This is a genomic window from Micromonospora krabiensis (assembly GCF_900091425.1).
In the GTDB taxonomy this organism is placed as follows: Bacteria; Actinomycetota; Actinomycetes; order Mycobacteriales; family Micromonosporaceae; genus Micromonospora; species Micromonospora krabiensis.
On sequence record NZ_LT598496.1, the window covers coordinates 4,089,395 to 4,101,713 of the forward strand.

A 12,319-nucleotide genomic window follows, 5' to 3' on the forward strand; every position below is an offset into this window, starting at 1 on the left:
GTGCGCGACGCCGGGCCCGAGCGTGAGAGGAACGGATGGGTCAGTTGCCGCCGTCGCACTTCGTGGTGCAGGCGTTGGAGCCGGTGTTGCCGGAGCCGCACCCGTCGTCGGTGGCGGTGGCGTAGCCGCCCGCGGTGGGGCCGGCGTCGACCAGGCTGACGTCCAGGGTGAACTCCGAGGTGTCGGTGTCGTTCACGTGCTTTCCCTTCTATGCGGGGGTGAAGGTGAGGACGAAGCGGCTGTGCCGCTTGTCCAACACCGTCCCGGCCGGCAGGTCGCCGTCGGGAGTACCAGTGGGCAGGACGTGCAGCACCGGCGAAGGGCTGCCCGAATCCAGCCACGCGCGCATCTGTCCGACCATCCGACCGGCCGCCGACGCGGCGTCGGGCCCATGCGCACAGGCGCCGAGGTCAAACATGTCGTCGTCGTTCCAGCGCAGCGTCGAGCGGTAGCAGAACGCGCCGTTGTTGAGGGCGGCCGGTGTGCCGAAGCGCCACGCCGGGGCGACGACGCCGGAATCCACGGCCTCCTGCTGAGCCGTGAGAACAACGAAAAGCTGTCCCGCATCGGTGATGCGGGACGCCAGCCACAGGTCGAGGTCAGCCAGGACGGTACGAGGGGGCAGGCTCACCCCGGCCCATGCCTGCGTCTGCGGCTGCGCCAACAGCTCACCGACGGCGCGGCGATCGACCTGCTGGTCCTCGTCCAGCCGCAAGTGAACCCCGTCAGCGATGTCGACGTACCGCACCTGATGTGCCCCGGCGCCCTGCATCGACACGAACCCACACAACCGCTGGCTGTGGCTGACCAGCCGATCACCGGTCCGACGCATCGCCCATGAGCGGGTCATTCCGAACGTCCGTAGCGGCACGACGAGCGTTCCGTTCTCGGCGAGCTGCGCGGTCCAGGCCGGGGAAATGTCCCAGGCGCCGACCGTGACGATGATCAGGTCGTACGTGCGGCCCGGGTTGACCGGTTGCTCGGCGTCCGCGCACACCACGACCACGTCGTCGTAACCCGCTGCGGTGAGGCAGGCAGCGGCCCGGTCGGTCACCTCGCGATCGATGTCAACGGTCGTGACCGAACCCGACGGGCCGACCAGCTCGCGCAGCAGCGCGGCGTTGTATCCGCCGGAGCCGATTTCCAGGACGTGCCGGCCGGGCAACCCGCCGTCGATGGCGTCGGCTGCCTGACCGAGCATCTCCGCGATGAGCCACGGTGCCGACACCGAGCTGACCGCCTCGTCGCCGATCCGCTTGGTCACCACGGCCTGGTCGGCACGGTACGCCTCCGCTAGCGCGGCATCCGGAGTGAACAGATGACGTGGCACGGACCGTAGTGCCGCCTCCACCTCGGGCCGCATGACCAGCCCTTTCTCCATGTGATCAGCGACGAGCTGATCGACCATTGCGGCATGGAGGTCCTCGCCGCTCGCCGTCTCGACACTCATTCAGGTGCTCTCCCTCTCCATCACGACCTCCCGATCGGGTGGTCCGCCGTACCGCTCTGCTCGGGCTCAACAGAGCGTCAAGCCGCTGGACTCGCCAAGTCACACGGGTATCTCAAGTCGATGTGGTGCCGGTCGAAGGTCGCGTCCTGCTGGCGGTCATGGGTGCCCGGGTAAGCGCCCAGATCCCCATGGGCATGACCGTTCGTGCGGCGGGAAAGCCGGGGCGCAGCCGTTGTACCAAGATCGCGGCCCGGAGCGGACTCCTGCTGCACTGCAGCCTCCCCGTGCTAAGTCGGTGGCGGATCTGACGAGCAGCCAACGGCACGTCTCCACAATCGCCCGGCGAGTCGGTGGAGTGAATGCCGAGCATGCGGACGAAGCGGCTGTCCGCATGTGCGCCACCGGTGAGCGTCTCCCGTACCTACGCATCTCGGTGTTCGTAGTTGCGCCGCGCTGAACACCGAGTGACCCTAGGTGCGCGATAGTCACGCTGATCATCGCCATAGTGGTGCGAACAGTCACGAGGAGGCGGTGCTATGGGCCAGACCCCGCGGATGCTCCAGCCGTCCCTGTCCGAGCGCCACTTCTTCGGTGCCGAGCTACGTCGGCTGCGGGAGCGGGCCAACCTCTCCCAGGCGCGACTCGGCGCGATGATCCGCTTCAGCGCCGACCTGGTGCGCCGAATCGAGACAGCGGACCGTTTCCCATCCCGGGAATTCGTCGAGGCCTGTGACAGGGCGTTGGAAGCCGGAGGGGCCTTGACCCGCCTGCTACCTCTTCTCGAGAGAAGTCGCAACAGCGACAACATGCGGGCAACTTCCCCGAGCGGTTCTGGCAACGCAGACACCCTGCTGCCCACCCAATTGGAGGAGAAGCCCGGGGTGGCGGGCATGGTCGTCCGTGTTCCCTTCCAGCCCGGTGTCCTCGATCGCGCCGCCCTTGACTGGCTGAACGCTGCGGCAGACCCCCGGCCACCCGTGGTCGGAAGACCTGGCTCGCCTGACCAGGTTGACGAAGAGGATCTTCATGCGGCGGAGACCGCTCTGGCGATGTTCCGGCAGTTGGACCACACCCATGGCGCCGGACGAGTTCACGCGCAGGTGCAGCGGTACATCGAAGGCGAACTGAACCGGCTGTTGGCGAACACTCCCACCTCCGAGGCTGTCGGCCGGCACCTGTACACGCTGGCGGCGGGATTCTTTGAGCTCTGCGGGTACCAGGCGGTCGACACCGGCGCCCATGGCCTCGCCCAGCGCCGCTACCTTCGCGCTCTACGTCTGACGGAAGCCGCCGACGACCGCCTCTACGGCAGCTACCTGCTCGCCGTGAACATAGGCCACCTCGCACTGCACTGCGGGCACCCCGAGCCGGCACGCAGGATGGCGCTGACGGCGGTGAGAGGAAGCCAGACCCAGGCGACGCCCGCTGTGACAGCCGCGCTGCAAGCAGTGGTGGCGCGCACGCACGCCCGCCTTGGACGCGAAGACGACTGCCTGACCCACCTCGACATCGCGGAGAGGCAATTGGCCCGTAGCAAGCCCGACGACGAGCCGGCGTGGATCCGATATTTCGACGCGGCCTACCTCGCCGACGAGATCGCCCACTGCTTCCACGACCTGGGCCGACCGCAGCACACCCAACGGCACCTGGGTGACGCCCTCACCGCCCTGAGCCCCACTCATGTCCGAAGACTCGCCATCGACACCGCGCTCCTGGCCTCGTCGCTTGCCGCCTCCGGCCGCATCGACGAAGCCTGCGCCACCGCACGCGAGGCAGTCGACCACGCCGCACGAACCACCTCACACCGCTGCCTACAGCGCATCGTCGAGGTGCAGGCCGACCTCGAGCCCTACCGGTGCGAGCCGGAGGTCCGCGAGTTCGGCGAGTACGTGCGTCACCGACTACCGCTGGCCGCTGTGTAACCCCGTTGATCGTTGGCGGCATCCGCCATCACCGAGCGGTAGTGAGCCAGCTCCGCCTCCAGCGCCGCGCCCGCTCGATGGGACGACGCCACGTAGTGGCCGACATCAGCAAGAAGCAACACCTCGGGCGCCATACCGAGAGACCTCAACTCCTCGGCGAGGTCGCGGACATCCTCGACCACGGCCACCTCGTCGGCGGTGCCATGAATGAGCAGCACCGGCCCTTGGACAGCGGCGGCACGGACCCGGCCGGCACCACCTCGCAACCGCAACGCGTGTGGCCGCTGGAAACGGGGCACCGTCTCCGCCCACCGGTCAGGATCCACGATCGCCGACACGGCCGTGGCAGCAGCGAACGGGCCGTCTTGGGCCACCGCGTGCAACGCGGTGTAGCCGCCGGCACTGGCACCACGGATGAACACCTGCCCCGGCACCGCTCGCCCCGTCGACAACAGGTGACCCGCCACCGCCGCGCAGTCACCTACATCGTCCAGACCCCACCGGCCGTACAACGACTCCCGGAACACCCGGCCGTACCCGGTACTACCCAGGTAGTCGACATCCACCACGGCGAACCCGCGACTGGTGAAGAACTGCGCCTGCCAATCCAAACGCAGTAGGCAAGAGGCGGTAGGCCCAGGATGCGCCCGAACGACCACCGGCGCCTGCCAGTCCGCCGCCGCGCCCGTCGGCGGATATACCAGGGCAAGCACCTCCCGACCATTGGCCACCCGAACACGCAGCTCCGTCGGCGTCGAAACGCCCACCCCCTCGAGTCCGGCGTCCTCCGGCCTGGCAAGCACCTCCACCTCAGGGTCTGTGCCCGCCAGATCCACGAGCGCGACCTGCGGGGCTGCGGTAGGCGACGATCCGATCATCGCCACCGTCGTCCCTCGAACGGCGAGGTACGGCTTGATCGACGTGTACGGAAGGTCGACCGGGCGGACAACGCCGTCGGGCTCGATAACGACAAGGCGGTGTCGCGGCCCCTCCTGCACGGCCACGGCGATCCGACCGTCGTCGAGGAAGCCATACGACGCATAACCCAACTCCCACGGCTCGGCGGCGCACTCACCCGCGATCGGCGCTACCGCCTCCACCTTGAGGCCGTCCCACCGGTAGAGGTTCCACCAGCCAGTGCGGTCCGAGACGAAGTACAACGCCCCGTCGGGTCCCCACTGCGGCTCCGCCGCAGACTCATCCGGACCGCCCGCCAGTTTCACGGGATTCTTGATGACGCCGCGCGGCGAGTAGGAGGCCACCCACACCTCGCACGCATCCCATGGCATGTCGCGCTCGCTCCAGGCTGTCCAGGCCAACCGACCCGGACCCGGCCGAGGCGCACCGAGGAACCCCCGGGACACGGCGAGAGTCCGCATCGGCGGAACACCGGTGAGGGTCACCGCGACGAGCTCGTCACCCTGATCCGACTCCCGCACAGCCAGCAACTCGCCGGCGCCGACTGTCAGGTCACCGAAGGACCCATGAGCGACCAATTCGAGTTCGTCGCCGCGACGACGGCTCCGGTAGAGGCCATCTCCGCCGACGCACCACAACGTCCCCTCGGCGACAGCGAACGACCCGCCCCCGTAGGCGTGAAGGCCGCTGGCGACATCAAAGCCCTTCGGACTGACATCACGCTTGCCCTCGCCGGACCGCCACTGTGTCACCGTCGTACCCCCGCCAGCGTCGGGACGAGTCTCCAGCCAGAACAAGCCGTCATCACCGATACGCAGTTGGTCGTAGCTCACCGAGGCGCGGACGGCATCGTCCACCGGCACTTCAGCGACCCTGTCGCCCAGCCTCACGGGTCCTCCTCGAACAACTTCCAGGCGGGCCGGACGACGGCGGGTTCGTCAATCGGCCGCCGGGACACCGGCGCAGCCACGGGCAGGGCTAGGTCTTCGGGCCGGTGTAAGTGTCTAGACGTGGCCAGCTCTACGTCCGACCGCCTTGTCTCTGCCCCCGGATCACCCCCGCAAATTGCCTCCGCCCGATCGTTCTCCCGAGGCAATGCCGATGCGGACAAGAGCTCTCGTCCAGGATCATTCCTGATCATGCCTTGGCGCTCGGCAGGAGGGCGTAATGGTCGGCGAAGGAGCGAACAAGTTCCTCGAGTACGGCTTTGCCCTTGGCCGCAGTGGCGTGGGACGGCAGACCGATGACGCCACTGCTGGTATAGCCACTCATGCCCCGCGTGAGGAGGTGACGTCGATCGTCCGCTAGGTGGTCGGCAAGCTGAAAGCCATTACGCACCACCTCGGGCGCAACGTGCAGAAGCAGCGAAACCTCGAGCTCGCCAGCGTGCATGTCCTGGTTGGCTGTGCTGTGCAGGCCGGCGGCAACTCGAGCGTCGTCCCAGTCAGCCCGAGCGGGGAACAGAGTCATCCTCGGTCCAGCGACGTTGGCTTCCTGAACGACGTTGGCAAGCGCGTAGTTCCCCCCATGGCCGTTGATCACAGCGAGCTGATCGATGCCCGATTCATGCAGGGAGTCGGCGATGTCAACGACCACGGCGGCTAGGGTGGTGGCGCTGATACTGACCGTGCCACGCCATCCCGCGTGCTCATGCGAGCAGGAGATCGTCACCGGCGGCAGCAAAAAGAGGTCGTAGCGCTCGGCGACGGCCTTCGCGATCGCGCATGCCACGATTGTGTCCGTCAGCAGCGGCAGATGGGCGCCGTGCTGCTCGAAACTCCCGACTGGGAGGACCGCGACCGACGCCCCTCGCTCGGACTCGTCGGTGCTCGTCGCCGTGGTGATCAGATCCACGGACTAATGGTTGCATGCTTCGAGGGCCGCCTGCCGATAGGCGAGTACGAAGGCCGCGGCCTCGGGAACGGATGACTGCTGCCGGAGGGCCACCGCCGTTGGGTTCAACCAGCGCAAAGCCCGCGCGGAAGAGGTACCTGTGGCCAACGCTAGGGCGTTGGTGGCCTCGGTCGCCGCGCGCTCGACATCGCCCATGCTGACGTAGGCGCTGGACAGGGCCGATCGCCAAAGGGCCTCGTCAACGCGCCACTGAGCTGGCCAATGGCGCAGGAGTTGCTCATAGAGATCGGCTGCAGCCGCCGGTTGGCCGAGGAGCAGACGGCATTGCGCTTCGTGGGCAGCAACGTACACCGGGTCGCAGTGGACGCCAACATCGATCGGCAGCTCCGAGCCCCAGTCGGCGCTACCGGCGACCCTGTGCGCCTTGCTGATGCTGGCTGCACAGGCGTTCTGGTCACCTCCCATCGCGTAAGCCTGGGCCTGACGGATCAGCAGTAGAGCGCGGATACGGCCGGGTAACCGATCCTCCTCCAGCGCCCGCCGCGCCAAGGCAATGGCATTGCGCGGGTCGAAGCGCTCGAGGGCGCGTTGGCTCTGCCTCATCAGGACGTAGCTTGTCAGCGTCGGCGCGTTAGCTTCGACGGCGTGCTGCTGGGCGCGTCGCAACCAGGCGTCAGCCTCGGCGGCGTCACTCTGCTCGTCGATCCAGCTGAGGAACTCCGCCCACAGTGCCTGCGTGATCAGTACGTCTCGGCGGTCGGCTGAACGGCTTCGCCGCCCGATGGCAGCGGCGACGCTGATCTGCGCATGGGCGGTGGACGCCATCCCGGCGTATCCGGTGCGGTTTCCGTCAATGGCCAGACCGGCGAGCTGCTCATGCCACGAGCGGAGCAGGTCGGTCTTGTCGGGATGATCGATGGAGGCCCGGAGTTGGCCCTCCGCACCGTCGGCCAAGCGGTAGCCGACACTGGTGAGGCGGCGCGCACTCTCTAGGTCTGCCAGGAAGCGGACCAGCTCACCACCTGCCTGCAGTGCGCTCTCACACGACTCGACGAAGCGGGCGGACGGCCAACGTTCGGCTTTCTCCACCTTGCCGATGAGGTCCCCACTGACGTGCACGAGCCTGCCTAGAGCACGCTGGGACAACCCGCGGCACTCTCGCCACTGCCGAAGCGCGGCACCGAATCCATGCAGCGCCGATCGATGCGGGCTCAGCTCTCGCGGAGTTTGCGCCACCGGTACTCCTGGTTGCCGTTTGTCCGTCGCTGCTGGATCCGGACAGGTCTGACCGTACGTGGTCGAACGCTACGCGGACAGTTGCATGCGGACAACACCGTATGTCCGCATCAACGGTATCGACTCACCTAACCCGGTGAGCAATTCTCGTTGTCGAGATACCCGTTCGCATGCTCGACGAAATCGTTTGCGGCGGTTCAAGATCGAAGAATCATTTGTCTTCGCTGACGAGTGGGCTGCGAAATAGCGTGATTAGCCGGGACCGAAAAAGCTTGAGGAGTCTGATGAGTTACCAGAACGACCTCTCCAAATATGGCTATCGGCAGGAGTTGAGCCGCCAACTACGGTTCCGGGACCTGGTCGCGTACGGCCTGGTGTACATGGTGCCGATCGCGCCGATGGCGATCTTCGGAAGCGTGTACGCCGGTTCCGGCGGGATGGTGGCTCTGGCGTACGCGGTCGGTGTGGTGGCGTTGGTGTTCACCGCGTTCTCGTACGCGCAGATGGTGAAGGCGTTCCCCATGTCCGGCAGCGTCTACAACTACGCCGGCCGGGGTATCAGCGCGCCGGTCGGTTTCCTGGCTGGCTGGGTGATCCTGCTCGACTACGTCCTCGTACCGGGCCTGCTGTACCTGGTGGCGTCGGTGGCGATGCACGCCACCGTGCCGGCCGTGCCGGTGTGGTTGTGGTTGCTCGGGTTCGTCGCGGTCAACACGGTCGTCAACTCGGTGGGGATCCGGATGACCGCATTGGTGACCCGGGTGATGCTCGTCGGCGAGCTGATCGTCCTGGCGGTCTTCCTCGCCGTCGCCGGCTGGGCCGTCGCAACGGGCAGGGGCCGGTTCAGCTGGGACGCGTTCTACAACTCCGACACGTTCACCTGGTCTCTCGTGGCGGGCGCCGTGTCGATCGCGGTGCTGTCCTTCCTCGGCTTCGACGGGATCAGCATGCTGGCCGAGGAGACCAAGGGCGGCTCCCGCCAGATCGGCCGGGCGATGGCCGCTGTCCTCATCCTGGCCGGCGTGCTGTTCATCGCCCAGACCTGGCTGGCCGCGATGCTCGTCCCCGAGCCGACCTCGCTGCTCAGTGACGGGGATCCGAACGGCACCGCCTTCTACGACGCCGCGCAGGTGGCTGGCGGAGGCTGGCTGGCAACGTTGTGCGCGGTCGCGACCGCGATCGCGTGGGGCCTGCCGAACTCGATGGTCGCGCAGGTCGCCACGTCCCGGCTGCTGTACGCGATGGCCCGGGACCGGCAACTGCCCTCCTTCTTGGCGAAGGTGTCGATCCGCCGCAACGTGCCAATCAACGCGACCCTGCTCACCGGCGTCGTGTCCCTGGCACTGGGCCTGTACATGGCCACCCGCGCCGACGGGATCACGCTGCTGTCGTCGCTGATCAATTTCGGGGCGATGGTCGCGTTCCTGGTCCTGCACGTCTCCGTGGTTGTGCACCACCTCATCCGCCAGCGCAGCGGCAACTGGTGGGCGCACCTGGTGATGCCGGGTATCGGCTTCGTGATCCTCGCCTACGTGGTGGTCAACGCGAACATCGCTGTGCAGCGTCTCGGTCTGGCCTGGCTCGCCCTCGGCATGGTCGTACTCGCCGGCCTGTACCTGACCGGACGCCGGCCCGCCCTGTCGGGTCTGGCGCCCGCGCAGCCGCAGGCCCGCCACGTCGAGCGGGTGTAGCGACCATGGACACGATCACCTACCGGCCCGCCCGCGACGAGCTGGCCTACACCTTCGGCGGCCGGATGCCGGTGGCCCATGTCCGCTCCGGCGACGTGCTTCAGGTGCACACCGAGGACTGCTTCGGCGGATTGGTGCGCGGCCCGGCGGACCTGCCGTCGCAGGTGTGCCGCATGCCGTACCTGAACCCGGTGTCCGGGCCGTTCTTCGTCGAGGACGCAGTGCCAGGCGACACCCTCGCCGTCCACCTCGCCTCGATCGTTCCGGCCCGCGACTGGGGAGTCTCCTCGACGTTCCCGCACTTCGGGGCACTGACCTCCACCTCGCATACGGCGACCCTGCAGCCGCCTCTCGAGGAGCGGGTGTGGGTGTACGACATCGACCAGCAGGCCGGCATAGCCCGCTTCCACGCCACCGACAGCGACCACACAGTTGACCTGCCGCTGGACCCGATGATCGGCACCATCGGCGTGGCGCCGGGCGGGTTCGAGTCGCGTTCGACAATCGTGCCCGACAGCCATGGCGGGAACCTCGACACACCGGAGCTGCGGGCCGGTACCACCCTGTACCTGGGCGTGAACGTGCACGGGGCGATGCTCGCCCTCGGCGACGGCCACGCCCGCCAGGGCGAGGGTGAGGTCTGCGGCGTCGGGGTGGAGATCGCCACAACCACCACCCTGATCATCGAGGTCATCAAAGGCGTCCCGACGTTGTGGCCCCGCCTCGAGACCGACGCGTCGATCATGTCAGTTGGCTGCGCCCGTCCCCTTGAAGACGCGTACCGGATCGCGCACCGCGACCTGGTCGGCTGGGTGGTAGACCTCACCGGCCTGGAGCAGCTCGACGCCTACCAGCTGGTGTCACAGGCGGGACGGGCGCCGATCGGCAACGTCTGCGACCCGAACTACACACTCCTCGCCGCCGTCGACAAGGTGCTGCTTCCGCAGCCGCAAGCCGCCTACGACGGGGTGCACGCCCGCCTCCGGCAGCACACCGACGGGCCGAGGTAGAGGGCGGGATCCACATGGCCTCCTCCATCCCTCAGTTGCCGTTGCGGGACGAGTTGTTCCTGCTCGGTCACGACGATGACACCGGCCAGCCACACATCCACCGCCAGGCTCTCGCACTCGGCCTGGCGGGTGCGGTGCTCATCGACCTGTTCCTCGCCGGTCGCATCGCTCTCGACACCACGGACGACACCCCATCGGGCGAGGAGCAGCGTCTCTGGCTGCACCTGGACCGCCCGGTCGGGGACCTGATCACCGACACCGCCCTGGCCTCCATCCGCTACGCCCACCCGACCCCGCCGCTGCGGGGGTGGCTGCGCGGGTTCGCCGACGACCTGTACGACCGCACCCGCGCTGGCCTGCACGCCGGCGGGATCCTGCGCCACGACGTACGTCGCCGCCTCGGCGGGCTCGCCCGCACCGACCGCTACCTGCCCACGGACCTCAAGTGGCCAGTCGTCGCCCGCGCTCGGCTGCACTACATCGCCGCCGGCCGTGACCAGCCCGACAACCACACCGCCGCCCTCGGCGGCCTCGTCGCGACCCTCGGCCTGACCAACCACCTGTACCTCGCCGACGACACCGCCGCCCTCACCGTGCAACTGCGCACCATCGCCGCGCAGCACCACCGGCAGGTACGCGACATCACCGCCGCGGTCGACGCCGCCATCGGTGACCTCGCCACCGCCACCTACCGGTAAGCCCGCCCCACCCACCCGCTGCCCTTGGAGGCATCCCATGGACGTCATTCCGCGTATCCGTGCCGCCCGGTGGGCGGACAAGGAACCGGTCGCCGCGCTGATCGCCGACGCCCTGCACTCCGGCCCCCTCGCCCAGTGGCTGGTGCCCGACCCGACCTGCCGGCAGCGGATCCTCACCGACGTGGCGGTGATCTGGGTGGAACACGCCATGTTCTTCGGCGACATCCAGATCACCGACGACCTGAGCGCCGCCGCGATGGGATTTCACCGCTACCGCAGCATCCCGCCACCGTCGAACTACCACAGCCGACTGGCCGACGCCGCCGGCCCGCACGCGCGGCAGTTCGAACTCCTCGACCACATACTCACCCAGGTCCGACCCACCGAACCTCACTACCACCTGGCAGTCCTCGCCGTCCTTCCCGCCGCCCGACAGCGCGGTACCGGCGCGGCGATGCTCACCCACCATGAAAGCCGCGTCGACCGCATCGACATGCCCTCGTGGACCGAAATCGCGCCCGACAGCCAGGACCTGTACCGCGGGCACGGCTACCTCCCGAGACCCGCGCTCACCCTGCCCGACGGGCCGGTCCTCGTCCCGATGGGCCGCAACCCTCACCCGAACCGCGGCTCCTGGCCCCTGAACACCGCCAGGCCGGCAACCGTCACCGCCGCGGCCCGCGCCCAGTCCGACGCCCAACGCTAGGCCCTGGGTTTCGGTAGCCAGGTCTGGCTAGCACCGCCCCTCTCTGTCGCCGCCCCGCGTCGTCGCCCACCCTCTGCGTCGGGCCCACGTCGGGGCGTCCAAGCCGGTCGCCCGCGCCCTCGCCGCCATCGCCGGCCCAGAGGCCGAGGATGTCGCGGGTGCCCTCGACGGTGACGGCCAGGGCCAGGTAGATGGGCCGGTTGGCGACCTTCCCCTCGCGGATCTTCACGTGCACCGCGTCGAGGAAGATCACCGGGTAGACCGGGTCCAGCGGCCGGTTCTGCCAGTCGATCATCCCCTCAATCACCTTGTCGGTAATCGTCGAGATCGTCTGCCGTGACACGTCAGCGCCGTAGACCTCGGCCAGGTGGGCCTGGATCTCCCCGGTCGTCAGGCCTTTGGCCGACAGCGAGATGACCATGTCGTCAACGCCGGACAGTCGACGCTGCCGCTTGCGGACGATCTGCGGTGTGAACGAGCCGTCGCGGTCACGCGGCACCTCAATCTCGACCGGGCCGACGTCCGTCAGCACCGTCTTGGCCCGCACACCGTTGCGGGAGTTCCCGCCGTTCTTGCCCGCCGGGTCGCCCTTGTCATAGCCCAGGTGATCGGTGATCTCACCTTCCAAGGCTGACTCCAGGACACGCTTCGTCAGCTGCTGCAACAGCCCGCCATCGCCGGTCAGCTGCAAACCCGCCGCACGGGCCCGCTCCACCAACTGGGCGACCAACTCCGCGTCGACACCCTCCGCCGGTTGCCCCGGCACGTTCTTCGCCACCGCGGCAGTATCCACCGCGATCGTCGATCCATCAGACATCAAGTGCTGCTCCTTGA

General features: G+C 68.1%; 10 protein-coding genes and 1 pseudogene. 5 read left to right on the plus strand and 6 right to left on the minus strand.

The window, feature by feature from the left end; genetic code table 11:
- Window positions 1-40: 40 nt before the first annotated feature.
- Together fxlA and fxlM are read right to left on the minus strand one after the other, a co-directional pair.
- Window positions 41-196: an FxLD family lanthipeptide gene (gene fxlA / locus GA0070620_RS18735; RefSeq protein WP_091592688.1), complete on the minus strand. Its 156-nt coding sequence runs from the start codon at window positions 194-196 to the stop codon at window positions 41-43.
- Between the two features lie 12 nt (window positions 197-208).
- Entirely contained in the window at window positions 209-1,450 is a 1,242-nt protein-coding gene (gene fxlM / locus GA0070620_RS18740) for a methyltransferase, FxLD system (RefSeq protein WP_091592690.1), read from the minus strand.
- Between the two features lie 536 nt (window positions 1,451-1,986).
- Between fxlM and GA0070620_RS18745 the strand changes: the two genes are divergently transcribed.
- The gene (locus tag GA0070620_RS18745) at window positions 1,987-3,372 is read left to right on the plus strand and encodes a helix-turn-helix domain-containing protein (protein ID WP_091592693.1); all 1,386 of its coding nucleotides are present in this window, start codon (window positions 1,987-1,989) and stop codon (window positions 3,370-3,372) included.
- On the opposite strand, the gene GA0070620_RS34150 is transcribed toward GA0070620_RS18745, so the two are convergent.
- From GA0070620_RS34150 to GA0070620_RS18765, 3 genes are all read right to left on the minus strand, one after another.
- A complete protein-coding gene (locus GA0070620_RS34150; RefSeq protein ID WP_091598985.1) occupies window positions 3,345-4,532 on the minus strand; it encodes an alpha/beta hydrolase family protein in 1,188 nt (395 codons plus the stop codon). The genes GA0070620_RS18745 and GA0070620_RS34150 overlap by 28 nt on opposite strands.
- Before the next feature lie 895 nt (window positions 4,533-5,427).
- Window positions 5,428-6,144, minus strand: a complete 717-nt coding sequence (locus GA0070620_RS18760; protein ID WP_091592695.1) for a creatininase family protein — start codon at window positions 6,142-6,144, stop codon at window positions 5,428-5,430.
- A 3-nt stretch (window positions 6,145-6,147) separates the two neighbouring features.
- Window positions 6,148-7,380 carry a helix-turn-helix domain-containing protein gene (locus GA0070620_RS18765; RefSeq protein WP_091592698.1) on the minus strand — a complete coding sequence of 411 codons (1,233 nt, stop codon included), beginning with the start codon at window positions 7,378-7,380 and terminating at the stop codon, window positions 6,148-6,150.
- A 284-nt stretch (window positions 7,381-7,664) separates the two neighbouring features.
- On the opposite strand from GA0070620_RS18765, the gene GA0070620_RS18770 reads away from it, so the two are divergent.
- The 4 genes from GA0070620_RS18770 to GA0070620_RS18785 are packed head-to-tail and all read left to right on the plus strand — an operon-like array spanning window position 7,665 to window position 11,485.
- A complete protein-coding gene (locus GA0070620_RS18770) occupies window positions 7,665-9,071 on the plus strand; it encodes an APC family permease (protein WP_091592700.1) in 1,407 nt (468 codons plus the stop codon).
- A 5-nt stretch (window positions 9,072-9,076) separates the two neighbouring features.
- Window positions 9,077-10,081, plus strand: a complete 1,005-nt coding sequence (locus tag GA0070620_RS18775; protein WP_091592702.1) for an acetamidase/formamidase family protein — start codon at window positions 9,077-9,079, stop codon at window positions 10,079-10,081.
- A 14-nt stretch (window positions 10,082-10,095) separates the two neighbouring features.
- The gene (locus tag GA0070620_RS18780; protein WP_091592704.1) at window positions 10,096-10,779 is read left to right on the plus strand and encodes a GOLPH3/VPS74 family protein; all 684 of its coding nucleotides are present in this window, start codon (window positions 10,096-10,098) and stop codon (window positions 10,777-10,779) included.
- 37 nt (window positions 10,780-10,816) lie between these two features.
- Complete coding sequence (locus GA0070620_RS18785; RefSeq protein ID WP_091592706.1) at window positions 10,817-11,485, plus strand: N-acetyltransferase; 669 nt, start codon at window positions 10,817-10,819, stop codon at window positions 11,483-11,485.
- A 112-nt stretch (window positions 11,486-11,597) separates the two neighbouring features.
- Here GA0070620_RS18785 and GA0070620_RS18790 read toward each other — a convergent pair.
- A pseudogene (locus GA0070620_RS18790) lies at window positions 11,598-12,302 on the minus strand (IS256 family transposase); the annotation flags it as partial.
- Window positions 12,303-12,319: the final 17 nt, after the last annotated feature.

Bases quoted from the DNA above. Each gene is read 5' to 3' on its own strand.
- GA0070620_RS18745 (WP_091592693.1), top strand. From the start codon at position 1,987: ATGGGCCAGACCCCGCGGATGCTCCAGCCGTCCCTGTCCGAGCGCCAC.
- GA0070620_RS18780 (WP_091592704.1), top strand. From the start codon at position 10,096: ATGGCCTCCTCCATCCCTCAGTTGCCGTTGCGGGACGAGTTGTTCCTG.
- GA0070620_RS18785 (WP_091592706.1), top strand. From the start codon at position 10,817: ATGGACGTCATTCCGCGTATCCGTGCCGCCCGGTGGGCGGACAAGGAA.
- GA0070620_RS18775 (WP_091592702.1), top strand. From the start codon at position 9,077: ATGGACACGATCACCTACCGGCCCGCCCGCGACGAGCTGGCCTACACC.
- fxlM (WP_091592690.1), bottom strand. From the start codon at position 1,450: ATGAGTGTCGAGACGGCGAGCGGCGAGGACCTCCATGCCGCAATGGTC.
- GA0070620_RS18770 (WP_091592700.1), top strand. From the start codon at position 7,665: ATGAGTTACCAGAACGACCTCTCCAAATATGGCTATCGGCAGGAGTTG.